The organism is Oceanimonas marisflavi (assembly GCF_003049725.1).
GTDB lineage: Bacteria > Pseudomonadota > Gammaproteobacteria > Enterobacterales > Aeromonadaceae > Oceanimonas > Oceanimonas marisflavi.
The window spans coordinates 125,797-150,461 of the sequence record NZ_QAGM01000003.1 but is presented as its reverse complement, the minus strand read 5'-3'; the positions used below and the strand labels follow the sequence as shown (position 1 = coordinate 150,461).

Annotated in this window: 27 protein-coding genes; 15 read left to right on the top strand and 12 right to left on the bottom strand. The window is 61.2% G+C overall.

Going from position 1 to position 24,665, the window contains the following annotated elements; genetic code table 11:
- The first annotated feature begins 104 nt into the window (after nucleotides 1-104).
- The 8 genes from DA373_RS03455 (at nucleotide 105) to tldD (ending at nucleotide 10,672) form a co-directional block, all read left to right on the top strand.
- On the top strand, nucleotides 105-1,148 hold the full coding sequence (locus DA373_RS03455) for a rod shape-determining protein (RefSeq protein WP_107850957.1): 1,044 nt from the start codon (nucleotides 105-107) through the stop codon (nucleotides 1,146-1,148).
- Nucleotides 1,149-1,183: 35 nt separating this feature from the next.
- Complete coding sequence (mreC, locus tag DA373_RS03450; protein WP_107850956.1) at nucleotides 1,184-2,050, top strand: rod shape-determining protein MreC; 867 nt, start codon at nucleotides 1,184-1,186, stop codon at nucleotides 2,048-2,050.
- Nucleotides 2,047-2,535, top strand: a complete 489-nt coding sequence (gene mreD / locus DA373_RS03445) for a rod shape-determining protein MreD (RefSeq protein ID WP_107850955.1) — start codon at nucleotides 2,047-2,049, stop codon at nucleotides 2,533-2,535. Before mreC ends, mreD begins: the two co-directional genes overlap by 4 nt.
- A gap of 9 nt (nucleotides 2,536-2,544) precedes the next feature.
- Nucleotides 2,545-3,120 carry a Maf family protein gene (locus DA373_RS03440; RefSeq protein ID WP_107850954.1) on the top strand — a complete coding sequence of 192 codons (576 nt, stop codon included), beginning with the start codon at nucleotides 2,545-2,547 and terminating at the stop codon, nucleotides 3,118-3,120.
- Nucleotides 3,121-3,189: 69 nt separating this feature from the next.
- Nucleotides 3,190-4,659 carry a ribonuclease G gene (gene rng / locus DA373_RS03435; RefSeq protein WP_107850953.1) on the top strand — a complete coding sequence of 490 codons (1,470 nt, stop codon included), beginning with the start codon at nucleotides 3,190-3,192 and terminating at the stop codon, nucleotides 4,657-4,659.
- Complete coding sequence (locus DA373_RS03430; protein ID WP_107850952.1) at nucleotides 4,659-8,402, top strand: YhdP family protein; 3,744 nt, start codon at nucleotides 4,659-4,661, stop codon at nucleotides 8,400-8,402. Before rng ends, DA373_RS03430 begins: the two co-directional genes overlap by 1 nt.
- On the top strand, nucleotides 8,403-9,230 hold the full coding sequence (locus DA373_RS03425; RefSeq protein ID WP_107850951.1) for a carbon-nitrogen hydrolase family protein: 828 nt from the start codon (nucleotides 8,403-8,405) through the stop codon (nucleotides 9,228-9,230).
- On the top strand, nucleotides 9,227-10,672 hold the full coding sequence (gene tldD / locus DA373_RS03420; RefSeq protein WP_107850950.1) for a metalloprotease TldD: 1,446 nt from the start codon (nucleotides 9,227-9,229) through the stop codon (nucleotides 10,670-10,672). The genes DA373_RS03425 and tldD overlap by 4 nt, the downstream gene beginning before the upstream one ends.
- Nucleotides 10,673-11,047: 375 nt before the next feature.
- On the opposite strand, the gene yjgA is transcribed toward tldD, so the two are convergent.
- Nucleotides 11,048-11,569, bottom strand: coding sequence for a ribosome biogenesis factor YjgA (yjgA, locus tag DA373_RS03415; RefSeq protein WP_107850949.1), 522 nt, complete (start codon nucleotides 11,567-11,569; stop codon nucleotides 11,048-11,050).
- 103 nt (nucleotides 11,570-11,672) lie between these two features.
- Between yjgA and pmbA the strand changes: the two genes are divergently transcribed.
- Nucleotides 11,673-13,013: a metalloprotease PmbA gene (gene pmbA / locus DA373_RS03410; RefSeq protein WP_107850948.1), complete on the top strand. Its 1,341-nt coding sequence runs from the start codon at nucleotides 11,673-11,675 to the stop codon at nucleotides 13,011-13,013.
- Between the two features lie 185 nt (nucleotides 13,014-13,198).
- On the opposite strand, the gene mgtE is transcribed toward pmbA, so the two are convergent.
- From mgtE to DA373_RS03355, 11 genes are read right to left on the bottom strand one after another with little or no spacing between them, the layout of a single operon-like run.
- On the bottom strand, nucleotides 13,199-14,560 hold the full coding sequence (gene mgtE, locus DA373_RS03405) for a magnesium transporter (protein WP_107850947.1): 1,362 nt from the start codon (nucleotides 14,558-14,560) through the stop codon (nucleotides 13,199-13,201).
- Between the two features lie 18 nt (nucleotides 14,561-14,578).
- The gene (locus DA373_RS03400; protein ID WP_107850946.1) at nucleotides 14,579-14,854 is read right to left on the bottom strand and encodes an HPr family phosphocarrier protein; all 276 of its coding nucleotides are present in this window, start codon (nucleotides 14,852-14,854) and stop codon (nucleotides 14,579-14,581) included.
- Nucleotides 14,841-15,707, bottom strand: coding sequence for an RNase adapter RapZ (rapZ, locus tag DA373_RS03395; RefSeq protein WP_107850945.1), 867 nt, complete (start codon nucleotides 15,705-15,707; stop codon nucleotides 14,841-14,843). Before rapZ ends, DA373_RS03400 begins: the two co-directional genes overlap by 14 nt.
- Nucleotides 15,708-15,717: 10 nt before the next feature.
- Nucleotides 15,718-16,164 carry a PTS IIA-like nitrogen regulatory protein PtsN gene (ptsN, locus tag DA373_RS03390; RefSeq protein ID WP_107850944.1) on the bottom strand — a complete coding sequence of 149 codons (447 nt, stop codon included), beginning with the start codon at nucleotides 16,162-16,164 and terminating at the stop codon, nucleotides 15,718-15,720.
- 2 nt (nucleotides 16,165-16,166) lie between these two features.
- On the bottom strand, nucleotides 16,167-16,454 hold the full coding sequence (hpf, locus tag DA373_RS03385) for a ribosome hibernation promoting factor (protein ID WP_107850943.1): 288 nt from the start codon (nucleotides 16,452-16,454) through the stop codon (nucleotides 16,167-16,169).
- 25 nt (nucleotides 16,455-16,479) lie between these two features.
- Nucleotides 16,480-17,916 carry an RNA polymerase factor sigma-54 gene (locus DA373_RS03380; protein WP_107850942.1) on the bottom strand — a complete coding sequence of 479 codons (1,437 nt, stop codon included), beginning with the start codon at nucleotides 17,914-17,916 and terminating at the stop codon, nucleotides 16,480-16,482.
- 43 nt (nucleotides 17,917-17,959) lie between these two features.
- Nucleotides 17,960-18,685 carry an LPS export ABC transporter ATP-binding protein gene (lptB, locus tag DA373_RS03375; protein ID WP_107850941.1) on the bottom strand — a complete coding sequence of 242 codons (726 nt, stop codon included), beginning with the start codon at nucleotides 18,683-18,685 and terminating at the stop codon, nucleotides 17,960-17,962.
- A gap of 2 nt (nucleotides 18,686-18,687) precedes the next feature.
- Nucleotides 18,688-19,209 (bottom strand): lipopolysaccharide transport periplasmic protein LptA, encoded by a 522-nt coding sequence (gene lptA, locus DA373_RS03370; protein WP_107850940.1) that lies wholly within the window; start codon nucleotides 19,207-19,209, stop codon nucleotides 18,688-18,690.
- The gene (gene lptC, locus DA373_RS03365; RefSeq protein WP_107850939.1) at nucleotides 19,178-19,726 is read right to left on the bottom strand and encodes an LPS export ABC transporter periplasmic protein LptC; all 549 of its coding nucleotides are present in this window, start codon (nucleotides 19,724-19,726) and stop codon (nucleotides 19,178-19,180) included. Before lptC ends, lptA begins: the two co-directional genes overlap by 32 nt.
- Nucleotides 19,723-20,277: a 3-deoxy-manno-octulosonate-8-phosphatase KdsC gene (kdsC, locus tag DA373_RS03360; RefSeq protein ID WP_198650225.1), complete on the bottom strand. Its 555-nt coding sequence runs from the start codon at nucleotides 20,275-20,277 to the stop codon at nucleotides 19,723-19,725. The genes lptC and kdsC overlap by 4 nt, the downstream gene beginning before the upstream one ends.
- Nucleotides 20,274-21,248, bottom strand: a complete 975-nt coding sequence (locus tag DA373_RS03355) for a KpsF/GutQ family sugar-phosphate isomerase (protein WP_107850937.1) — start codon at nucleotides 21,246-21,248, stop codon at nucleotides 20,274-20,276. The genes kdsC and DA373_RS03355 overlap by 4 nt, the downstream gene beginning before the upstream one ends.
- Before the next feature lie 179 nt (nucleotides 21,249-21,427).
- Between DA373_RS03355 and mlaF the strand changes: the two genes are divergently transcribed.
- The 6 genes from mlaF to DA373_RS03325 are packed head-to-tail and all read left to right on the top strand — an operon-like array spanning nucleotide 21,428 to nucleotide 24,663.
- Nucleotides 21,428-22,228 (top strand): phospholipid ABC transporter ATP-binding protein MlaF, encoded by an 801-nt coding sequence (mlaF, locus tag DA373_RS03350; protein ID WP_107850936.1) that lies wholly within the window; start codon nucleotides 21,428-21,430, stop codon nucleotides 22,226-22,228.
- Complete coding sequence (mlaE, locus tag DA373_RS03345) at nucleotides 22,218-22,997, top strand: lipid asymmetry maintenance ABC transporter permease subunit MlaE (RefSeq protein ID WP_107850935.1); 780 nt, start codon at nucleotides 22,218-22,220, stop codon at nucleotides 22,995-22,997. Before mlaF ends, mlaE begins: the two co-directional genes overlap by 11 nt.
- Nucleotides 22,998-23,003: 6 nt before the next feature.
- The gene (mlaD, locus tag DA373_RS03340; protein WP_107850934.1) at nucleotides 23,004-23,477 is read left to right on the top strand and encodes an outer membrane lipid asymmetry maintenance protein MlaD; all 474 of its coding nucleotides are present in this window, start codon (nucleotides 23,004-23,006) and stop codon (nucleotides 23,475-23,477) included.
- 22 nt (nucleotides 23,478-23,499) lie between these two features.
- A complete protein-coding gene (gene mlaC / locus DA373_RS03335) occupies nucleotides 23,500-24,135 on the top strand; it encodes a phospholipid-binding protein MlaC (protein WP_408635745.1) in 636 nt (211 codons plus the stop codon).
- Nucleotides 24,132-24,416, top strand: a complete 285-nt coding sequence (locus tag DA373_RS03330) for an STAS domain-containing protein (RefSeq protein WP_107850933.1) — start codon at nucleotides 24,132-24,134, stop codon at nucleotides 24,414-24,416. Before mlaC ends, DA373_RS03330 begins: the two co-directional genes overlap by 4 nt.
- Nucleotides 24,403-24,663: a BolA family protein gene (locus tag DA373_RS03325; RefSeq protein WP_107850932.1), complete on the top strand. Its 261-nt coding sequence runs from the start codon at nucleotides 24,403-24,405 to the stop codon at nucleotides 24,661-24,663. The genes DA373_RS03330 and DA373_RS03325 overlap by 14 nt, the downstream gene beginning before the upstream one ends.
- Nucleotides 24,664-24,665: the final 2 nt, after the last annotated feature.

The window sequence follows — 24,665 nt, the reverse complement described above, 5'->3', positions numbered from 1 at the left end:
GTTTGTGACCACTCTTGAGCGGGGATGCGCCTTGCTAGGGGCTGGTTGCGTTGGTAAAGTTAGCCGAATTTTCCGGTTTCTCAACCCAGGATCCCCTTCAGCATATGTTCAAGAAGCTCAGAGGCATGTTCTCCAACGATCTGTCGATCGATCTGGGAACGGCCAATACCCTTATCTACGTCAAGGATCAGGGCATAGTTCTGAACGAGCCCTCCGTCGTGGCCATTCGCCAGGAAAGAGCCGGCTCGGCCCAGAGCGTTGCCGCCGTCGGCCATGCTGCCAAACAGATGCTGGGGCGCACGCCCGGCAATATCGCCGCCATTCGTCCGATGAAGGACGGCGTCATTGCCGACTTTTACGTCACCGAGAAAATGCTGCAGCATTTCATCAAGCAGGTGCACGATAACAACTTTTTCCGCCCCAGCCCCCGCGTGCTGGTGTGCGTGCCCTGCGGCTCCACTCAGGTGGAGCGCCGGGCCATCAAGGAATCGGCCCTGGGCGCCGGTGCCCGTGAGGTATACCTGATCGACGAACCCATGGCCGCTGCCATCGGTGCCGGCCTGCCGGTCTCCGAAGCCACCGGCTCCATGGTGGTGGACATAGGCGGTGGCACCACCGAAGTGGCCATTATCTCCCTGAACGGCGTGGTCTACTCCCAGTCGGTACGGGTGGGGGGCGACCGCTTTGATGAAGCCATCATCAATTATGTACGCCGCAACTACGGGTCGCTGATCGGGGAAGCCACCGCCGAGCGCATCAAGCACGAAGTGGGCTCCGCCTACCCGGGCGAGGAAGTGCTGGAAATTGAAGTTCGCGGCCGTAACCTGGCCGAAGGGGTACCGCGCAGCTTTACCCTCAATTCCAACGAGATCCTGGAAGCCCTGCAGGAACCGCTGTCGGGTATTGTCAGTGCCGTTATGGTGGCGCTGGAGCAGTCGCCTCCCGAGCTGGCTTCAGACATCTCCGAACGGGGCATGGTGCTGACCGGCGGTGGCGCCCTGCTGCGGGATCTGGATCGCCTGCTGATGGAAGAAACCGGTATTCCCGTGGTGGTGGCCGATGATCCCATGACCTGTGTGGCCCGTGGCGGCGGCAAGGCGCTGGAGATGATCGACATGCACGGCGGCGACCTGTTTCACTACGACTGATAAACCGGGCCGGGTGACCGGCTCGCTTCGTTTTCATGAAACTCATTTTCGGTCGTGGACCTTCCCTGCCCATTCGCCTGACTCTGGCGGTGCTGGCCAGTCTTGCCCTGATGGTAGCGGACAGTCGCTACCAGTCCTTTACCGATATCAAGCTGTACCTCAATTCCCTGGTCAGTCCGCTGCAGTACATGGCCAACAGTCCGCGACTGCTGCTGGACTCCGCCTCTACCCAGCTGATGTCTCGCCAGGCCTTGCTTAATCAGACCGAGCGCATGAAACGGGAACTGTTCCTGCTGCAGGACGATCTGCTGCGGCTGCGTCACCTGGAGCAGGAAAACCAGCGTCTGCGTGAGCTGCTGGGCTCGCCGGTGCGACGGGATGCCCGGCGCATGGTGGCGGAGATCATGGCGGTGGATACCGACCCTTTTTCCCATCAGGTGGTGATCGACAAGGGCAGCCTGCAGGGCGTGTTTGAAGGTCAGCCGGTGCTGAACGAACAGGGGGTGGTCGGCCAGGTGATCTCGGTGGGCAAAACCACCAGCCGGGTATTGCTGATCACCGATGCCAGCCACGGTATTCCGGTGCGGGTGGCGCGCAACGACATTCGTGCCATCGCCAGTGGCAGCGGCCGGCTGGATCGGCTGGTGCTCGACAACATTACCCGCAATACCGATATTCGGGAAGGCGATGTGTTGCTCAGCTCCGGTCTGGCCGGGCGCTTTCCCGAGGGCTACCCGGTAGGCCGGGTGACTCATGTGGGTTATGAGGAAGGTCAGCCCTTTGCCGATATACGCGTCACGCCCTTTGCCGCGCTGGACCGGGTGCGCTACCTGCTGTTGCTGTGGCCCGAGCCCAGAATAACAGAACCCGAGGCCGAACCGCTCACCGAGGATAAACCATGAGCGCCTTTCCCTTGCGCAGCCGTCTGGGCATCATACTCAGTCTGGCACTGGCGTTGATGCTGTCCATTCTGCCACTGCCGGATCCGATCGCTCCCTTTCGGCCCGACTGGCTGCTGATCACCCTGCTGTACTGGAGCATTGCCCTGCCACACAGGGCCAATGTGGGCACCGCCTTTGTGGCCGGCCTGCTGCTGGATCTGCTGCTGGGGTCGGTGCTGGGAGTGCGCGCCCTGGCACTGGTGATCCCGGTGTACCTGGCGGCATCCCAGTTTCAGCGCATGCGCAATTACTCGGTGTGGCAGCAGGCCTTTGTGGTGGGCGCGCTGGTGATGCTCAACAAGCTGCTGATCTTCTGGACTGCCTACCTCAACCGCGATATTCAGGTGGATTACCATTACTTCTGGTCCATTGTCAGCAGCATGGTGTTCTGGCCCTGGATTTTCCTGCTGTTACGCAAATGCCGGCGGCAGTTCTCCCTGACCTGAGGAGGTGTCATGACACTTGCCCTGTATCTCGCTTCTGCTTCGCCCCGCCGCCGGGAACTGCTGGCCCAACTGGGGGTGAACTTTGCACTGGTTCGCCTCGAGGTGGAGGAATGCCGGCAGCCGGGCGAGGCCGCCGCCGACTATGTGCAGCGGCTGGCCCGGGACAAGGCGCGGGCGGGGGTGGCGCTGGCACCACAGCCGCTGCCGGTGCTGGGCGGTGACACCATAGTGGTGGTGGACGGCGAGGTGCTGGAAAAGCCTCAAAGCGAGGTTCACGGCAAGGCCATGCTGCGCCGGCTGTCGGGACGCACTCATCAGGTGATGACCGCCATGGCGCTGGCCACAGGTGGCGGCTGTGAGACGGTGCTGGTCACCACCGAAGTGACTTTTCGCGCCCTGAGTGATCGAGACATCGACCGTTACTGGCACACCGGTGAGCCCGCCGACAAGGCCGGTGGCTACGGTATTCAGGGGCTGGGGGGGCGCTTTGTGTCACGCATCAATGGCAGCTACAGCGCCGTGGTGGGTCTGCCGCTGGTGGAAACCGAGGCTTTGCTGCACCGCAACGGCGTGATAACGGGCTGATTCCGGCTCTTGAACGCCGCCATTCTGTGTTAATTTAAGACATTCTCTATCCAGACTGGCGGAGCCTGTATGTCTGCAGAACTGATTATCAATATGACCCCGGCGGAGACCCGGGTGGCCCTGGTGGAAAACGGTATCCTGCAGGAAGTGCACATCGAGCGCCAGGCCCGGCGCGGTATCGTTGGCAATATTTACAAGGGCAAGGTCAGCCGGGTGCTGCCCGGCATGCAGGCGGCCTTTGTGGACATTGGCGGTGAGCGCGCTGCCTTTCTGCATGCCTCCGACATAGTGCCCCACACCGAGTGTGTGGACACCCGGGAGCAGGCCCATTTTCAGGCCGGCAACATTGCCGAGCTGGTGCGTCAGGGCCAGGACATCATGGTACAGGTGGTCAAGGACCCCCTCGGCACCAAGGGCGCCCGCCTGACCACCGACATTACCCTGCCGTCCCGTTACCTGGTGTTTATGCCCGGCAGCGCCTATGTGGGCGTTTCCCAGCGCATCGACTCGGAGCAGGAGCGGGAGCGGCTCAAGGCCCTGGCTGCGGAGCATGTGGACGATCTGGGCGGCTTTATCATTCGTACCGCCGCCGAGGGCATCGGTGAGCAGGAGCTGGCCCAGGACGCGGCCTTTCTCAAGCGGCTGTGGCGCAAGATCCTGGAGCGCCGGGGCAAGTATCCGTCCTGCTCCATGCTGTATCAGGATCTGCGGCTGGCGTTTCGCATCGTGCGTGATTTTGTCGGTGCCGAGCTGGATCGTATTCGGGTCGACTCCCGGGAAACCTGCGACAGCCTGCGTACCTTTGTGGACGAATTCGTGCCCGAGCTGTCCGGACGCATCGAGTACTACCATGGCAACTCGCCCATTTTCGATCTTTACGATGTGGAAAACGAGATCCAGCGGGCGCTGGATCGCAAGGTCGAGCTCAAGTCCGGCGGTTACCTGATCATCGATCAGACCGAAGCCATGACCACCATCGACATCAACACCGGCGCCTTTGTCGGCCACCGCAATCTGGAAGAAACCATCTTCAACACCAATATCGAGGCGACTCAGGCCATTGCCCGCCAGTTGCGGCTGCGCAACCTGGGGGGCATCATCATTATCGACTTTATCGACATGTACGATGAGGATCACAAGCGCCGGGTGCTGCACAGTCTGGAGCTGGCGTTGTCCCGGGACAGGGCCAAGACCAACGTTAACGGTTTTTCCCAGCTGGGACTGGTGGAGATGACCCGCAAGCGCACCCGGGAGAGCCTGGAGCATGTGTTGTGTGATGCCTGCCCCGAGTGCAATGGCCGGGCCCGGGTGAAAACTGTGGAAACCGTCAGCTACGAAATACTGCGGGAAATACTCAGGGTCAACAAGGCCTACGACGCCGACAAATTTGTGGTTTATGCCTCCACCGCCGTGGCCAACGCGCTGCAGGAAGACGAATCCCATATGCTGGCCGAGCTGGAAGTCTTTATCGGCAAGCAGGTCAGGGTCAACAACGAGCCCCTGTACAATCAGGAGCAATTCGACGTGGTAATGATGTAGTGATAAAACGCAGCCTGAGCTGGGCCTGGTTTGGTCTGGCCGGCGCCGCCGTGGTGGTGGCCCTGCTGGTCACCCTGCTGCGCTTTGGCTCTCCCTGGCTCGCTACCCTGCAACAGCAGTGGCTCGACCATCTGCTCAGCGAACACAGCCTGACCCTGAACATCGGCGGTCTGGGCCTGGACTGGCAGGATTATGGCCCCGTGCTGGTGCTGGAAGAGGTGCGCCTGCAGCGTCCGTCACAGCCGGATCTGACCCTGCGGCGGGCACTGATCGACGTTCAGCTGTGGCAGAGCCTGCGCCAGTGGCGGCCGGTGCTCAACGAGGTCACCCTCGACGGACTGCGTCTTCCCCTGAGGCCGAAGGAGAATCCGCAGGGCGGTGGCACCGATCTGGAGACTCTGAGAACCCTAGCGCTGCAGGGGGTGGAGCGGCTGACCCTGGTGGACGCGCAGCTGGTGCTGGCCAGCCCGGGCAGCCCCCTGCTGGAGCTGTATATTCCCGCCCTGAGCTGGCACAACCGGCCCGGTCTGCACCAGGGCGAAGGCCGCCTGGGCTTTGGCACCGGTGATGGTCAGCAATTTGTGTTTAAAGGCCGTCTAGAGGGGGATATTGACGAGCTGAGTGGGGGTATCTACCTGCAGGCCGACGGCGTCGATGCCGGTCCGGCGCTGGCCCGAATCCGCCCCGGGGATGAGCGGGTGTCTGCTGAGGTTTCTTTTGAAGCCTGGCTGGAATGGCAACAGGGCGAGCCGCAGGCGGCCCTGCTGACCCTGGGAGCAAACCGCGCCGGCTGGGGAGACAGCCACACCATAGCGGTAAATGGCGGTCGTATTCAGTGGCAACCCACCGCTCAGGGCTGGCAGCTGGCCAGCAGCAATATCGACATCAGCGTCGACGGTGAAGCCTGGCCCAGCTGGCGGGTACAGCTTGATCGCCATGACGATCGGCTCAGTGGTTATCTGGACCGGCTCAGCTTTACCGATCTGGCGTTGCTGGCCCAGTGGGGAGAATACTACTGGCCTGCCGCCGCTCACCAGCTGGCGGGCATTGCGCCCAGGGGCCGGCTGTCGGGGCTGCGTTTTGACGCCGGTGTCGATGGCAGCGACTGGCATCTGGATGGTGAGTTTGATGATGTCAGTACCCGGGCCTTTGGCTGGGCGCCGCAAACACAGGGGCTCAATGGCCGTTTTTCTTTTGCCGCCGACCATGGAAGGCTGACATTTCAGCAGTCCGAGCCGGTTGGCTGGCAATGGGACCAGGCCTTTCGCGGTACCTGGCCCATACGGCGGCTCAACGCTGCCCTGCAATGGCAAAAACGCGCTCATGGCTGGTGGCTGTGGAGTGACCGGCTGGAGGTGGAAGGGGATGACCTGAGCCTCGACGCCTGGTTCAGCCTGCAGCTGGCGCCGGAACAGTCGCCCCTGCTCAGCGCTTCTGCCCGGGTGGATCTGCACCGGGCCGGGCGCGCCGGCAGCTATCTGCCCGAGCCGGTGATGGGATCCCGGCTGGTGGATTATCTGCAGGGGGCCATTCGCGATGGTCATGCAGAGCACGCCGAGGTGCTCTGGTACGGTCGCCTCAACCGATTTCCCTATCACGACGGCAGCGGCATCTTTCAGGCGCGGGTTCCCCTGCGTGACGCCGAGTTCCGCTTTGATCCCCACTGGCAGCCCCTGACCGATCTCGGCCTGAACCTGTTGTTTGAGAATGACGGTCTGTACATGAGCGGACCGAGCGGCCGGCTGGGCAAGGTGCAGGCCAGCGACATCGATGCCCGCATTGCTCCCCTCGACCGCAGCGCCCGGCTGGCGCTGAATGCCGGCATTCAGGGGGCCGGAGAAGCGGTGACCACTTATCTGCAACAATCACCTCTGGCCGGCTCGGTAGGTACCACCCTGGAGCAGGTGCAGGTCTCCGGCCCACTTAGTGGCAAACTGGCCCTTGATATTCCCCTGACCGGTGGTCCCGTGGGTGTGCATGGGGAGGTGGACTTTGCCGGCAACGAGGTATGGGTTGCTCCCCTGGCCATGCCGCTGAGCGAAGTGAACGGAAAACTGGTTTTTGATGAAAAAAACACCCGCCTGCAGGGGCTGCAGGCCCGCTGGCTGGACCAGCCGCTGACGGTGGATTATCAGGGCAGGGTGACCGAGGCCGGCTACCGCGCCGATATCGGCCTGGCCGGGCGCTTGCAGGGCGATGCCCTGGGCCGGGCACAGCCCTGGCTGGGAGGGCTGCAGGGCGAGGCCGGCTGGCAGGGCCGAGTGCAGTTGAACATGGCCGAAGGACGGGTGAATTACACCGCCGAGCTGGGCTCGGAGCTGGCCGGGCTGGCCAGCCGTCTGCCGCCGCCTCTGGGCAAGGATGCGCAGCGGGAGCGGCCACTGCGCCTGACCCTGTCCGGTGATACGGCTCAGGCTCAGGCGCGACTGGATATGGCACCGGACATCGACGCCGAGCTGCGGCTGGGCTTTGACGCCGGCGGTGTACAAATCAAGCGGCTCTGGGTGAATAGTGGCGGTGCCGAAGCCAGACCTCCCCGGGCAACCCTGGATGTGGCGGCCCATCTGGCCGAGCTCAGACTGGATGACTGGCTGGCGCTGCGCCCGGGGCACCATGATCAGACGCCGGCAGTGGCGCTGCACTGGCCTGAGCGTTACCGGGTGGCCATACGTGCCGATCGCGGTGAACTGTGGCGTCAGCCGCTCAGTGATCTGAGCCTGACGCTGACGCCGGCCGAGGCCGGCCGGCACCGGCTGGCGGTCAATGCGCGGCAGGTGAAAGGAGAGCTTGCCTGGGGTAACCATGAGCCGGTAACGGCCCGCTTTGAGCGCTTGTGGTTGGCTCCCGGACCTGCCGAAGGGGGGGCTGCCAGCGGGCGGATCGAGCCATCCAGCATACCGGCGCTGGTGTTTCGTTGCGATGACTGCCGCTGGCGCGATCTGGCTCTGGGCAAGGCCGGTTTTCAGCTGTCGCCGCTAACCGCGGAAAACGGCGTGCAGCTGGATGACCTCTGGCTGGACGGCCCGCAGCTGCAGGGACGGGCGCAAGGGCGCTGGCTGCAGCACGAGAGCGGTGATATCAGCCGGCTGCAGTGGCAGGGCGGCGCGCAGTCCCTGCAGGCATTGTGGCAGGCCATGGGGGAAACCTCGCCGTTCCGGGATACCCAGGCGTTATTGGAAGGCGAGCTGAGCTGGCCCGGGCTGCCCTGGCAGCCTGAGCCTGCTACCCTGAACGGCACCGTGAGCGTGGAAACCGGTGCCGGCGTGCTCACCGAGCTCAGCGATCGGGGAGCGGGATTGCTGTCGGTGCTGAGTATGGATTCGGTATTGCGCCGGCTGCGGCTGGACTTTCGCGATGTGTTTGAGGAAGGGTTCTATTTTGACAGCATTCGTGCCACCGGTGAGTTTCAAAATGGCGCGTTGCACAATGACGATTTTCTGCTGAAAGGGGCGGCCGGCAATCTGACCGGACGGGGCCGGGTGAATATGGCGACGGAGCAGCTTGATTACCGCTTTGAATTCACTCCCAACCTCACCGGTAATCTGCCGGTGCTGGCCGCCTTTGCCGTTACACCGGTGACCGGCCTTTATGTGCTGGCCCTGTCCAAGGTGCTGGGGCCTGTGGTAGATGTATTCACCCGTATTCGATATCGCGTGAGCGGTCCGCTTGCCAACCCGAAAGTCAGCGAGCTGGGCCGGGAGCGGGATCAAATTCGCCTGCTGCAAACCAACAAGGAGCAATAAATGGAACTGGTAGCCCTGCAACTGAACGCTGGCGCCGACTGGAATGCTAACCGGCAGCGGATTGAATCCCTGCTGGAGCGGCTGCCCGTCAGCCGCCCCCTGCTGGTGCAGCTGCCGGAAAATGCCGTGGTGTTTGGCGGTCGCAAGGCGGTACTGAGTGTGGCCGAACCGCTGGGGGAAGGTCCGGTGCAGGACTGTTTTGCCCACTGGGCGAAACGCCTGGGGATCTGGCTGGTGGTTGGCTCCATGCCTACCCGCATTGAAGGCAGTGACAAACTGCACACCAGCTGCCTGGTGTATGATGAGCAAGGGGAGCGGATCGCCTGCTATCACAAGCTGCACCTGTTTGATGTGGACGTGGCCGATGGCCATGGCCGTTACCGGGAGTCCGATACCTTTGCCCCGGGTAATGAACTTTGTGTGGTGGACAGCCCCTTTGGTCGTCTGGGCCTGTCGATCTGTTATGATCTGCGTTTTCCCGAGCTGTATCGCGCTCTGCGCGAGCAGGGGGCCGACATATTAATGGTGCCGGCGGCGTTCACCCGGGTAACGGGACAGGCCCACTGGCTGCCCCTGTTACAGGCCCGGGCCATTGAAAACCAGTGTTATGTACTGGCCGCCGGCCAGGTGGGTGAGCATGCCGGCGGACGTCAGACCTGGGGACATTCGGTGATCCTGGATCCCTGGGGCGAAATTTGTGCCTGTCTGCCCAATGGTGAGGGCCTGATTGTCGCTTCCCTCGACCGGCAACGCCTCGACAGTATACGCCGCCAGATGCCAGTGGCCCAACATGCCCGCCTGCGGGCGGTATGGAGAGACAAAAAATGAGTATTGAACAGATCAACCAGAGCCTGCTGGTGCCCAACGAGCTGGACATGGCTCTGCTTGACGCCCAGCTGGCGCGGCTGAGCCGCCACCAGATCGACTTTGCCGATCTGTATTTTCAGAACAGTGTGCACGAGTCCTGGGTGCTGGAAGACGGTATCGTCAAGGACGGCAGCTACAACATAGAGCAGGGGGTGGGCGTGCGCGCGGTGAGCGGCGAGAAGACCGGCTTCGCCTATTCCGACGAGCTCACCGCCACCGCCCTGGACCAGGCGGTGAGCGCCGCCCGGGGCATTGCCGCCCACGGCGGTGACGGCCGTTTCAAGGTGGGCCAGCAACAGCCGGTAACCGCCCGTTATATGGGCGTGAATCCCCTCGACAGCCTGAGCCGTGAGCAGAAAATTGCCCTGTTGCAGCAAATGGATGCCTTTGCCCGCAGCCTGGATCCATCTGTTACTCAGGTGATCGCCTCCATTTCCGGCGTGTATGAAGAGGTGCTGGTGCTGGCCACCGACGGCACCCTGGCCACGGATCTGCGCCCCCTGGTGCGGCTGAACTGCTCTGTGCTGGCCGAGCGCAACGGTCGCCGTGAGCGCGGCAGCAGCGGCGGTGGCGGCCGCATCGGCTATGACTATTTTCTGGAAGAGATTGATGGTCAGCCCAGAGCCATGGGCTACGCCAGGGAAGCGGTGCGACAGGCCCTGGTCAACCTGGAAGCGGTAGACGCCCCAGCCGGCACCATGCCGGTGGTGCTGGGTGCCGGCTGGCCCGGGGTGCTGTTGCACGAGGCCGTGGGCCACGGCCTGGAAGGGGACTTTAACCGCAAGGGCTCGTCCGCCTACTCCGGCCGTATTGGTGAAAAGGTGGCTTCCTCCCTGTGCACCATAGTGGACGACGGCACCCTGGCGGATCGCCGCGGCTCGTTGACCATCGACGACGAAGGCACCCCCAGCGGCTATAACGTGCTGATCGAAAACGGCGTGCTCAAGGGCTATATGCAGGACAAGCTCAATGCCCGGCTGATGGGCATGGCGCCCACCGGCAACGGCCGGCGTGAGTCCTATGCCCACCTGCCGATGCCGCGCATGACCAACACCTATATGTTGCCCGGTGAGACGCCGCCGGAAGAGATCATCAAGAGTGTAAAAAAGGGTATTTACGCCCCCAACTTCGGCGGCGGTCAGGTGGACATCACCTCGGGCCGGTTCGTGTTCTCCGCCTCGGAAGCCTACTTCATCGAGGACGGCAAACTGACCGCGCCGATCAAGGGCGCAACTTTGATCGGCAACGGCCCCGAAGCCATGAGTCAGGTGTCCATGGTGGGCAATGATCTGAGTCTGGACGCCGGTGTGGGCGTGTGCGGCAAGGACGGCCAGAGCGTGCCGGTCGGTGTGGGCCAGCCTACCCTCAAGCTGGACCGCATGACGGTCGGCGGCACTCAGTAAGCCTCCCCTGAAAGCAAAAAACGCCGGCATGCTGCCGGCGTTGTTGTTTGGTCAGTAATGTCTGCTGAGCTGTGCATATCGCCGGCCAAAGGGCACTACTTCGCCGGCACGCCGTGAATACCTCCCTGTAGGCTCCGTCGCGCCATCCCTGGCGCGAAGGGCGCGGCGAAGCAGACACCCTTTGTCCTGCGTATTTCGATACAGAGTTGTCAGACAGTCACTGGCAGGCAACGCCGATGTTTCACGAAGCTGCAGCAGGGATTGCCGGAGCCGACCGTCAAATGCCATGGATGGCATTTGACGAGCGTCCCAAGGATGGGCTCGAAGCGTGTCGGCGGAGTGCAACCCTGCTGTAGTTTCGTAGTATGGGTCTGCTTACGGTGCCAGGTTTTGCTTCAGGTACTGAAACAGTTCCCGGTAGGCCTTGGGGGGCAGGCCGGCAGCCAGCTCCTTGCGGCCGGTGCGGGCCAGCTGGCGCAGCTTCTGACGGTCGAGCTGGCGGTGCTGGGCCACCAGATCGTTGACCGCCTTGTCGCCTTCCTTGATCAGCCGGTCCCGCCACTGCTCCAGTTTGTGAAAGTGGGCATTGGCCACGGCGCTTTTCTGATCAAAGGCGTTGAGGGCCTCGCGAATGGCGGTGACGTCCCGGCTGCGCATCAGCTTGCCGATAAACTGCAGATGGCGGCGCTGGGCTTCCCGCTTGTTGGCCAGCTTGTGGGCCAGGGCGATGGCGTCCTTCAGCTCCTCATCCAGCGGCACCTTGGCCAGCTCGCTCGGATTCAGCTTGACCAGATCCATGCCAAGCTGCTGCAGGGCCTGGCTTTCCCGTTTCATTTCGCTTTTACTGACCCATTCGATGTCGTCGTCGTGATCGGGCTGGTCGTCGTGATGGCGCATGGTATTTCTCTTGCAAATCGGTGATGGTGAATATATTACCAGCTTCTCCCAAGGGGCGCAGGGGTCTGTTATGCTAACGGCAAACGGAACCAGCGAATTCACTATGACTCCCGAAGAGATTCACAACGAACAGCGTCAGCTTGAGCTGGCGGTAGAGCAGGCGCTGGAAAGCGCCAAGCGCCTGGGTGCCGACGCGGCAGAGGTGTCCATCAGCAAGCAGACCGGACTGTCGGTCAACACCCGCAATGCCGAGCTGGAGAACATCGAGTTCAACAAGGACGGTGCTCTCGGCATTGCCGTCTACCGGGACGGCCGCAAGGGTTCGGCCTCCACCTCGGATCTGCGCCCCGATGCCATTGCCCGCACCGTGGCGGCGGCGCTGGATATTTCCCGCTATACCACCGCCGATCCTCACGCCGGCCTGGCCGACGCCGACCAGCTGGCCTGGGAATCCCCCGAACTTGAGCTGTGTTTTCCCCGGGCCATGGAGCCGGCAGAAGGCATTGAGCTGGCGCTGCAGTGCGAGCGCTCGGCGCTGGGCCGGGACAAGCGTATCAAGCAGTCCGACGGCGCCAGCTTTTCTGCCAATGTGGGCATTCGGGTCTACGGCAACAGTCACGGCTTTATCAAGGGCTTTGCCGGCTCTCGCTACGGCATGAGTTGTGTGCTTATCGGTGAGCAAAACGGCGACATGCAGCGGGAATACGGCTATACCTCGGCCCGCAGCTTTGACGACTTGTGGACGCCTGAAAAGGTGGCCGACGAGGCCGTCAGCCGCACGCTGGGGCGGCTGGGCGGGCGCAAAATTGGCACCACCCAGGCCCCGGTGCTGTTTCACCCGGATGTGGCGGCGGGCCTGTTCGGCCATCTGGTGATGGCCATCAGCGGCGGCAACCTGTATCGCCAGTCGTCCTTTCTGCTCGATGCCTGCGGCGAGCAGATTTTTCCCGGCTGGCTCACCATTCACGAGCAGCCCCATCTTCACAAGGGGCTGGCCAGTGCGCCCTTTGACAACGAAGGCGTGCGCACCCTTGAACGCAATATTATCGAAAACGGTGTGCTGCAGACCTACCTGCTGACCAGTTACTCGGCCCGCAAGCTGGGGCTGCCGGTGACCGGCCATGCCGGCGGCATTCACAACTGGACGGTGTCCAGCAGCGGCCAGAGTCACGACGAACTGCTCAAGCAAATGGGTACCGGTCTGCTGGTGACCGAAATGATGGGCCAGGGAGTGAATATCGTCACCGGCGACTATTCCCGCGGCGCCGCCGGTTTCTGGGTGGAAAACGGCGAAATTGCCTATCCGGTGGAAGAGATCACCATTGCCGGCAATCTGAAAACCATGTTCGCCGGCATTCAGGCCATTGGCACCGATGTGGAAACCCGCTCCAGCCTGCATACCGGCTCCGTGCTGATCGACAATATGAAGATTGCAGGACAATAACGGCAGGGGACTTGGGATTAGGGACTGGGGAATGGAGGTTTGGGAGCAAGTCCCTAATCACCAGTCCCCAGTCCCCCCCTTTTTCTTATTCAGTGCGTAGGTTGGGATGAGGAACGAATCCCAACAATTCAGCAGGCCGCAAGATGTTGGGATTCGCTGCGCTCATCGCCAACCTACTTTCCGCTTTAGTGCAGCAGGATCAGCGTGGCCAGCCCCAGAAACGACAGCAGGCCGACGGTGTCGGTAATGGTGGTCAGGGCCATGGAGCCGGCCAGGGCCGGATCGATATTAAAGCGTTTCATGATCAGCGGAATGCTGGCGCCGGCCAGGCCCGCCACCGACAGGTTGATAAACATGGCGGCGGCGATCACCAGACCAATCTCCCAGCTGCCCTTCCATAACGCCACCACCACGGATATCGCCACCGCCCACAGCATGCCGTTGAGCAGACCCACCAGGGCCTCCTTGGTGAGCAGCCAGCGGGCGTTGCTGTCGCCGATATGGCCCACCGCCATGCCGCGGATCACCAGCGCCAGGGTCTGGTTGCCGGCAATGCCGCCCATGGAGGGCACTATGGTCATCAGAATCGCCAGGGTGGCCAGCTGGGACAGGGTTTCCTCAAACATATTGGACACGCTGGCAGCCACCAGGGCCGAACCCAGGTTGATGGTCAGCCAGAAGGAGCGGCGGCGGGCACTGGTGAGCACGGGGGCAAAGGTGTCCTCGTCGTCATCCATCTTGGCCATGCCCATCATGGAGTGCTCGCCTTCCTCGCGAATGATGTCGACCACGTCGTCGATGGTGATGCGTCCCAGCAGCTGGTTGTTTTCGTCGACGACCGGCGCCGACAGCCAGTCGTGGCGTTCAAACAGGTTGGCCACATCGGTATCGGCCATGGTCAGGGGAATGGCTTCCACCGTGGTGTCCATGGCCTCCGCTACCGTGGTGGTGGGGGACTGCACCACCAGACTGGCGAGGGAAATGTCCCCCAGCAGGTGATTGTGCTGATCCACCACATAGAGGGTGTCGGTGCCCTCCGGCAGCTCGTTGTGCAGGCGCAAATAGCGCAGCACCACGTCTATGGTGACGTCGGGGCGCAGAGAGATGAACTCGGTGTTCATCAGAGAGCCGGCGGTGTCTTCCGGATAGGACAGGGCCAGCTCGGCCCTGTGCCTGTCCTGCTCGTCCATTTCGGTAAGCACCTGGTTGAACAGCTGCTCCGGCAGATCCCGCAGCACATAGGCCAGGTCGTCCGACTCCATGTCTTCCAGGGCACTGGCCAGCTTTTCCGGCTCCATCAGCCGTATGATGCCGTCGCGCACCTCTTCCGACAGCTCTTCCAGGATCTCGCCGTAATCGTCGGGATCGATCAGCTGCCACAGCACCTTGCGGCTGGGGGCGGGAGAGGACTCGAGCAGCCAGGCCACATCCCCCGAGCGCATTTGCTGCAACATGCGGCGTACATGTACAAACATGCCGCTGTTCAGTGCCTGGGTAATGGTCTCCAGATGATCCGGGGTGCCTGTGTGTTCTGCTGGCTCTGTCATTCAGTGTTTACCGCAAGATTATTCCGACTCGTTGAAGCGATCCGCCACCAGCCGGGCCACGGCGTTCATGGCGGCTTCCGCCTCCGGCCCTTCCGCCACCACGCGAATGGCCTGTCCCTGGGCGGTTTCCAGCATCAGCAGGCCCATCACGCTGTTGGCGGGCGCTTCCTTTTGCTGGTTGCAGACGGTCAGCTCTGCATCAAAGCGCTGGGTCAGTTGCACCAGCTGAATGGCAGCCCGGGCATGCAGGCCCAGCTTGTTGACGATTTTCAGGTTGCGTTCAATTTTGGGCATGGCGTTTTTCCAGGGTGCGATGACGCAGTTGCACACTCTTGCCCATCTGGGCAAAGACCCGGGCCAGCTGTTCGGCGATAAACACGGATCTGTGCTGGCCGCCGGTGCAGCCAACGGCCACGGTCACATAGCTGCGGTTGTTGCGCTCCAGATGAGGCATCCAGGTGATCAGCAGGTTCTCCAGCTGCCACAGATATTTCATCACCTCGGGCTGGCTGCTCAGATAGTCGGCCACCGGCTGATCCTGGCCGGTATAGGGCCGCAGCTCGGCAACCCAGTGAGGGTTGGGCAGAAAGCGGGCGTCAAACACAAAATCGGCGTCCTTGGATACACCGTACTTGTAGCCAAAGGACTCAAACACCCAGTTCAGCTCTTTTTCCTTTTTGCCGAGAATGCGCTCGCGAATGATCTCGCTGAGATCGTGAATGCTCAAGCTTGAGGTGTCGATACGCAGATCCGCATCGGACGACAGCGGTGCCAGCAGATGGGTTTCTTCGCGAATGGCTTCGTCCAGGGTCAGGCTGTGGCGGGACAGGGGATGCAGCCGGCGGGTATCGCCAAAGCGGCGAATGAGTACAGCATTGTCGGCATCGATAAAAATGCTGGAAACCTGAACGTCGTCCATGGCCCGGACCTCGGCCAGAAAGGCTTCCAGTTTGTCGGGACTGTCGGGCAGGTTGCGCACATCTATGCTCACCGCCACGGCACCGGGCTTGTGCCGGCGCAGGCGCACCAGCTCCGGCAGCAGTTCTACCGGCAGGTTGTCGACACAGTAGTGGCCGAGATCTTCCAGCACCCGCAACGCCACTGTCTTGCCCGATCCGGAACGACCACTGACGATTACCAGCTGCATTTTGGTTTCCTCAGGCTGAAATCATGATTTGATAGAGTTCGTCGTCGCTGCCCGCCTGGCGCAATTGCCGGCATACCTGTTTATTACTCAGCTTTTCGGCGATCAGCGACAGGGTTTTAAGGTGTTGTTTGCACTCCTGCTCCGGCACCAGCAGGGCAAACACCAGGCCGACCGGCTGGTTGTCGATGGCGTCGAACTCCACCGGTTCGGCAAAAGTCAGCAATACGGCCGTCGCCTTGTTGTCATTGCCGATGCGGCCATGGGGAATGGCAATGCCGTTGCCTATGCCGGTCGTTCCCATTTTTTCCCGGGCCAGCAGGCAGTCAAAAAGCGGCTGGCTGCCGATATCGAGGTGTTCGGCAGCCAGCTCGCTGATAATTTCCAGAGCACGTTTCTTGCTCGTGCAGGGAACTGCACTGCGGGTGCAGTCCCTGCTGAGTATGTCGGCGACTTCCATGGTTATTTTTGCTTGAGCTTTTCTTTGTGTTTGATGATCTGACGATCCAGCTTGTCGATGAGGCTGTCGATGGCCGCATACATGTTTTCATGCTGGGAGTTGGCAAACAGCTCGCCGCCGCTGACATGCAGCTTGGCTTCGGCAATCTGCTGCATTTTTTCCACATTCAGGATGACGTGCGCATTGGTGATGTGATCAAAGTGGCGTTCCAGCCGGGAAAACTTGCTGTTTACATAATCACGGAGTGCATCGGTGATTTCGACATGATGTCCGGTCAGGTTGATTTGCATAAACGTCTTCCTTCTGTCGTTGCCTTTAAACCAGGCGTTTGCGCTGATTGGAGGGGGGAATGGCCAGTGACTCCCTGTACTTGGCGATGGTTCGCCTGGCCACCTTTATCCCCTGGTCGGCCAGCAACTGGGCGATTTTGCTGTCGCTCAGCGGCTTGGCCGGGTTTTCCGCCCCGACCAGTTTCTTGATCAGGGCACGAATTGCCGTGGAAGAACACTCACCGCCATCGTCGGTGCCCACATGGCTGGAGAAGAAATACTTGAGTTCAAACACGCCTCTGGGAGTGTGCATGAACTTCTGGGTGGTCACCCGCGAAATGGTGGACTCGTGCATTTCCACCGCTTCGGCCACATGGTTCAGCACCATGGGCTTCATGGCCTCTTCTCCATACTCAAAGAATGCCTGTTGTTGTTCAACAATACAATTGGCAACCTTGAGCAGGGTCTCATTTCGACTTTCGAGGCTCTTGAGGAACCACTTGGCATCCTGCAGATGGTTACGGATAAACTGGCCGTCCTCGCTGTTTCTCGGCTTGCTGGCCAGTGCGGCATAGGTCTGGTTGAGCCGTACCCTGGGCATGGCTTCGGGGTTGAGCTCTACCACCCAGACCCCCTGACGCTTGCTGACCACCACATCGGGGATCACGTATTCGGAGTTGCCCTGAATGATGCTGCTGCCGGGGCGGGGTTCCAGCTGCTGGATCAGCGCCAGCACTTCCCTGAGTTCGTCTTCCTTCAGTCTGGTTTTGCGCTGCAGGCTGCGATAATCCCGGTTACCGAGCAGATCCATATGCTGCCCCAGTACCATACGGGCCTCACTCAGCCAGGGAGTCTCGGGCGGGAATTGATCCAGCTGAATGCACAGGCACTCCTGCACGCTGCGGGCGGCCACGCCGATGGGATCGAAATGCTGAATGCGCTTGAGCACCGCCTCCACTTCGTCGGCATCAATGCCCAGCTCTTCCGCCGACACCGCCAACAGCAGGTCATCGATACCGGCGGTGAGGTAACCGGCATCGTCCACGGCATCGATAATGGCCATGGCGATGGCCTGGTCGGTGTCGCTGAAAGGAGTCAGGTGCATCTGCCAGGTCAGATAGTCCTGCAGGCTCTCGGTGGTCTCGCCCTGATAGACGGTATCTTCCACTCCTTCCGGCAGACCGGCGCCACCATTGACGGGCGAGGCGGTGTATACCTCTTCCCAGCTGGTGTCCATGGGCAGCTCTTCCGACAGCTGGTTGCGCTCCATGGCGGTATCCGAGGCCATCTGCTCCTGATTGCGGTTGTCGTCGACCTTGATGCTGCCGGTTTCTTCCTGCTCCAGCAGAGGGTTGCTGTCCAGCGCCTGCTGGATTTCCTGCTGCAGTTCCATGCCGGACAGCTGCAGCAGACGAATGGCCTGCTGCAGCTGGGGGGTCATGGTCAGCTGCTGGCCAAGGCGTAACTGAAGAGTAGGCTTCATGTGTGCAAACGTCCTTCCATATCAACCGCACGCAGCGGTGCCGTCAAAGGCTGAATTGTTCGCCGAGATAGACCTTTTTGACCTGCTCGTTGGCCAGTATCTCTGCCGGGGTGCCGGCGGCAATGCGATGGCCATGACTGACAATATAGGCCTTTTCGCACACGTCCAGGGTTTCGCGCACATTGTGATCGGTGATCAGCACGCCCAGTCCCCGATCTTTCAGGTGCAGAATAATTTTTTTGATGTCGATCACCGAGATGGGATCCACACCGGCAAAGGGTTCATCCAGCAGAATAAAACGCGGATCCGCCGCCAGTGCCCGGGCGATCTCCACCCGTCGCCGTTCCCCGCCGGACAGGCTCATGCCCAGGCTGTCGCGAATATGGGTGATATTGAACTCTTCCAGCAGCTGTTCCATCTTCTCGTTACGGCCGTCGGCATTCAGATCCTTGCGGGTCTGCAATACCGCCATCAGGTTGTCGGCCACACTCAGACGGCGGAAAATGGACGCCTCCTGAGGCAGATAACCGATGCCGGCCCGGGCGCGCACATGCATGGGCTCATGGCTGATGTCCTTGTCATCTATGGTAATGCTGCCGGCATCCCGCTGCACCAGGCCTACAATCATGTAAAAGGACGTGGTCTTGCCGGCGCCGTTCGGACCAAGCAGCCCCACGATCTGGCCGGTGTTCACGGTCAGGCTGACATCGGCCACCACCTTGCGGCCCTTGTAGCTTTTCTGCAGCCCGCGTGCTTTCAGTATCGCCATGCTCAGTTGTTGTCCTGCTTGTCGAAGTCCTGCACCTGTTCGGGCAGGAATATGGTGGTGACCCTGTCCTTGCCGCCCTGGCTTTCGGCTTCCATCTGCTCCTTGTCGATAAAGTAGCGAATGCGGTAGCCGGTCACGATATTGTCGTTTTGTTTGAGCTCGGCGTCCCGAATCAGGGTAATGGTGCGGGCGCGCATATCGTAGTGAATTTCCCGCGCTTCGGCCTGCACCGGCTTGCCGTTGTTCAGGATCTGCCGGTAGGTGGCCGGATTGCCTTTGGCAGTCATCGACTGCAGCCCCTGCTCATTGCGGATCACCACCAGTTCGTCGGCGCGCACGTCTATGCTGCCCTGCTTGACCACCACCCGTTCACTGAAGGTCACCTTGTTGTCGGCCAGCTCCACCAGTTGACGTCCGGCATCTATGGTCACCGGCTGACGAAAATCGCTGTCTTTGGCCTGCACCTGACCCAGGCCGAGCAGGCCGCCAAGGCTAAGGATTGAAATAAGTTGCCCGGGTTTCATTCAGTAATTCCACCGTTTGTTGATCAAGCCTGCCCCGCAGGCCCATGCCTTCCGCCTGGTATTGCGGGCTTTCCAGCCGCACTCTCTGGTTGGAGCGCAGCCGATTGTTGATAAAGTCCATTTCCAGATATTCGGTGGTCAGGGTTTCCACCAGGGCATCCGGTTGCAGCCCCTTGCCCACCACATTGCCGGTGAGCACGGCATTATCGCCGGTATTGATGGTGCCGTCGTCCCCGCTCAGCCGCCACTGGGGCTGGCCGTCGGGGGAATAAAGCAAGATAACAGGTTTTTTCATCAGGGTCATGGACAGGGGCTCGTAGTACTCGGCATGCGCCGCCTGCATGCCTCTGTAGGGCAGTCCCAGCCGGTTGTACTGTACGCTGGTCAGGTTGGTGGCCACAAAATCGGGCTGAAAGTCCTGTTCTCTGGCCGGCGTATCACTGCTGTCGCGAAACCATTGCCAGGTGGCCAGGGCCGCCACAAACAGGGCGCCAAACAGCCAGGTCTGGCGGTTCATACGCTCATGCCCTCGGCTCGCTCCAGCAGTCCCCTGGCGTCCAGTAACAGATCACAAAATTCGCGCACTGCACCCCGGCCACCAATGGTGCGGGTGGTGTAGCCGGCCCGTTGCAGTACCAGCGGGTGCGCATCGGCCACCGCCACCCCCAGGCCGCAGTCCTGCATCACCGGCAGGTCCACCACGTCATCACCGATATAGGCTACCTGAGCAGGCACGAGATCGAGCTGTGCGAGCAGTTCACCATAGCTTTGCATCTTGTCACTCTGACCCTGATAAATATGGTGCACGCCCAGGGCGGTCATACGGTCATTGACGATGCGTGAACTGCGCCCGGTGATCACCGCCACCTCGATGCCGGCGTTAAGAATGGCCTTGATGCCAAAGCCGTCCCGGGTGCAAAAGCTCTTGTATTCCTCGCCTTCGTTGCCCAGGTAGATCATGCCGTCGGAGAGCACGCCGTCCACATCGCAGATCAGCAGGCGAATGTCTTTCAGTTGCCGCCAGACCTCCCTGGTCACGGCACCGTACAGGGTTTGTACTGTCATCAGATTACTCCCGCGCGCAGCAAATCGTGCATGTTAAAGGCGCCGATCGGGCGCTGTTCGTCATCCAGCACCAGCAGGCCGCTGATTTTTTTCTCTTCCATCAGTTTGACCGCCTCTGCCGCCAGCATGCCGGCAGGCACTGTGGTGCAGCTGCGGGTCATTACCTGAGCGATGCGAGTGTTGTGCACATCTATCTTGTGATCCAGAGTGCGGCGCAGATCACCGTCAGTATAGATGCCGGCCAGCCGGCCTTCGGCGTCGACCACGGCGGTAAAGCCCATGCCGCTGCGACCGATTTCCAGCAGTGCCTCTATGATCAGGGTGTCCAGGCCCACTCTGGGAACCCGCTCTTCCTTGTGCATGATATCTGCCACCCGCAGCAGCAGCCGTTTGCCCAGGGCGCCACCGGGATGGCTGAGGGCAAAGTCATCGGCGGTAAAGCCGCGGGCTTCCAGCAGCGCCACCGCCAGGGCGTCGCCCATGGCCAGGGTGGCGGTGGTGCTGGCGGTGGGCGCCAGCCCCAGCGGGCATGCTTCCTGCTCGACCCGGGTGCACAGGTGCACGTCCGCTTCCCGGGCCATGGTGGACTCGGGCTTGCCGGTCATGCAAATCAGCCGAAGGCCACGGCGCTTGAGCACCGGCAGTAGGGCGATGATCTCTTCACTTTCGCCCGAATTGGACAGGGCCAGCACCACGTCCTTGCTGTCGATCATGCCCAGATCACCGTGGCTGGCTTCCCCCGGGTGCACATAAAAGGCCGGCGTACCGGTGCTGGCCAGAGTGGCGGCGATCTTGTTGGCGATGTGGCCTGACTTGCCCATGCCGGTCACTATCACCTTGCCGTGACATTCAAACATCAACCGGCAGGCACGGTTAAAAGACTCATCCAAATATTGATAAAGGCCGTCCAGGGCCGCCTTTTCAATATCGAGGACGCGTTGGGCGGTGGTACGATAATCAAATTCTGCTGACATGGCTTTCTCCACACTAAGGCCGCGCCATTATAGAAAAGCCCGGGCCGAGAAGCGACCGGCACAATGCCCTGAGACCGCGACTGTCGCGGCGGGTCAGCGGGTGGCGCAAATTCGGTATCATGCGGTTGCCGATATTCGGCCGAACCCATACAATCTTTTCTTTTTTGCGGGGACACAATGTGAGCCAAAGCCTTGTCGAGATAAGGGATCTTTGCTTCAGCCATGGTGATCGCACTCTTTATGAGGGCATCAGCATGGCCATTCCGCGCGGAAAGATCACCGCCATTATGGGGCCCAGTGGCATCGGCAAAACCACGCTGCTGCGCCTGATCGGTGGCCAGATAAAGCCCGACAGCGGCGAGGTGCTGTTTGACGGCGAGTCCATCCCTTCTCTGGGGCGCAACCGGCTCTATGAAGTGCGCCGGCGCATGGGCATGCTGTTTCAGAGCGGTGCCCTCTTTACCGGCCTGTCGGTGTTCGACAATGTGGCCTTTCCGTTGCGTGAGCACAGCGGCCTGCCGGAAGCCATCATTCACACCCTGGTGATGATGAAGCTGGAAGCGGTAGGGCTGCGGGGCGCGGCGCAGCTGTTCCCGTCCGAACTGTCCGGCGGCATGGCCCGGCGTGCGGCCCTGGCCCGCAGCATCGCGCTGGATCCGGAGCTGATCATGTATGACGAGCCCTTTGCCGGTCAGGATCCCATCAGCATGGGGGTGCTGGTGAAGCTGATTTCCGAACTCAACCGGGCCCAGCAGCTGACCTCCATCGTGGTGACCCACGATGTGGACGAGGTAATGACCATCGCCGACTATGCCTACATCATCGCCAATAAAAAGGTGATTGCGGCCGGCACCCCTGAAGAGCTGAAAGCCCATCAGGACCCTCAGGTGATCCAGTTTCTGCGTGGAAACGCCGATGGCCCCGTGGCCTTTCATTATCCCGCACCGGACTACAGGGAGTCACTGGCATATGCTGATTGACGGAATTGGCCGGCTGGGCCGGCAGGGGGTGTCCGGCCTCACCGCGCTGGGACGGGCCGCCATCATGCTGATGCATGCTCTGGTAGGGCGGCCCGAGCCGAAAAAGCACTTTCCGCTGCTGGTGCAGCAGTTGCATGTGGTCGGCGTACAATCGGTGCTGATCATTCTGGTATCGGGCATGTTTATCGGCATGGTGCTGGCCCTGCAGGGCTACAACGTACTGGTGGACTTCGGTGCCGAAGGCAGTCTGGGGCCGCTGGTCTCGCTGTCGTTGCTGCGGGAGCTGGGACCTGTGGTTACCGCCCTGCTGTTTGCCGGCCGGGCCGGTTCGGCACTGACTGCCGAACTGGGTCTGATGAAGGCCACCGAGCAGCTCTCCAGTCTGGAAATGATGGGAGTGGATCCACTGCGGCGGGTGGTGGCCCCCCGGTTCTGGGCCGGTTTTATCAGTATGCCCCTGCTGGCCTTTCTCTTTAATATGATTGGTATCTGGGGTGCCAAGCTGGTGGGGGTAGACTGGCTGGGGGTGGACGAGGGCGGTTTCTGGTCTGCCATGCAGGCGGCGGTGGACTGGCAGGAAGACATTATGCAGGGCTTTATCAAGAGCCTGGTGTTTGCCCTGGTGGTGACCTGGATTGCCCTGTTCAATGGCTTTGATGCCAGACCCACGGCGGCGGGCATCAGTCAGGCGACCACGCGCACCGTGGTTCATTCTTCTCTGGCGGTGCTGGGGCTCGACTTCGTGCTCACCGCCATCATGTTCGGGTAAGGGATAATGAAATACAGCAAACTGGAATTCAGCGTCGGCTGCTTTATGCTGGCCGGCATCGGGGCTCTGCTGCTGCTGGCGTTCAAGGTGGCCGGTGTCAGTGTCAACGGCCAGGGCGAAACCTATACCCTGTATGCCCGTTTCGACAATATCGGTGGCCTCAAGGTACGCTCTCCCGTCAAGGTGGGCGGTGTGGTGGTGGGCCGGGTGGCCGGCATCAGCCTGGATGCAGAAAGCCAGGTGCCGGTGGTGACCCTGGCGGTGAACAGGGACGCCGGCGAGTTTGCCGAGAGCAGTACCGCCGCCATTCTGACTTCCGGCCTGCTGGGCGAGCAGTATCTGGGTATTACCCCCGGCTTTGCCGATGAGGACATGGGCATCGGCATGCTCAAGGATGGTGACATGATCGCCGATACCCAGTCCGCTCTGGTGCTGGAAGAGTTGATCGGCAAGTTTATTTATTCCATCGGTAAAGACTGAACCGGCGTATTCCCGAGGAGGAATCATGAAAAGACAACTGATGTCCTGGCTGCTGGTGCTGACCGGCCTGTTTGCGCTGCCGGCCATGGCCGGCAGCGATCCCTATGTGCTGGTGGATCAGGTGGCCCAGCGTACCTTTGACCGGCTCGAGCAGGAACAGAGTGAGATTTCGGCCAATCCCGAGCACCTGCGCACCATAGTGCGGGAAGAAATGCTGCCGGCGGTGGACGTGCGCTATTCCGCCTTTCGTGTGATTGGCAGCCAGCTGAAACAGACCACTTCCGAACAGCGTGAGCGTTTTGTCGAGGCTTTCAGCGACTATCTGGTGGTGACCTACGCCGATGCCCTGGCTGCCTACAAGCAGCAGACAGTGAGCATCGGCAAGGGGCAGGTTGGTCCCAAGGATGAGCAGGCCACGGTACCGGTTACTGTGCTGGAACCGAACAAGCCCGAGATCAAGCTGGAGTTCAAGTTGCGCAAGAACAAGCGCACCGGCGAATGGAAGGTGTTCGACATGATCGCCGAAGGCATCAGCCTGCTCTCCGCCAAGCAGTCGGAGCTCAGTGGTCTTATCCGCCAGAAGGGCATTGATGCGGTCAGTGGTCAGCTGCGTGAGCTGACCAGCAAGCCGGTGACCCCGCTGGAAACAGTGCAATGAAACTCACCCGATCCCTGACCCGTGAGCAATTGCCCGCCTGGTGGGCGGAGCGTGATACCCTGTTTGCCGACACCACGGCCGATCTGAGTGGCGTCGAACGCATCGACTCGGTCGGGCTGGCGTTGCTGGTACAGTGGAGCCAGGCGCTGGCAAGCCGCGACAAGCGGCTGGCGCTGAGCTCACCTCCCGACAGTTTTTATCCCCTTGCCGATTTGTATGGGGTAGGCTCCTTGTTTGACCTGCCCAAGAACGATTCCCGGAGCCAACATGGATCTGAATAACGAAGTAGAACGCCGGCTGCGCGAAGCCCTGGAGCTGGACGAGCTGTATGTCAAAAGCGAAGGTGACCACTTTCAGGTGATTGCCGTGTCCGAAATATTCGCCGACATGAGCCGGGTCAAGTGTCAGCAGGCCATCAATGGCCCGCTGGCGGATCTGATTGCCCAGAACGCCATTCATGCCCTCAGCATCAAGACCTTTACTCCCGAGCGGTGGGCCCGGGAGCGTAAATTTATCATGCCGTCCTGACA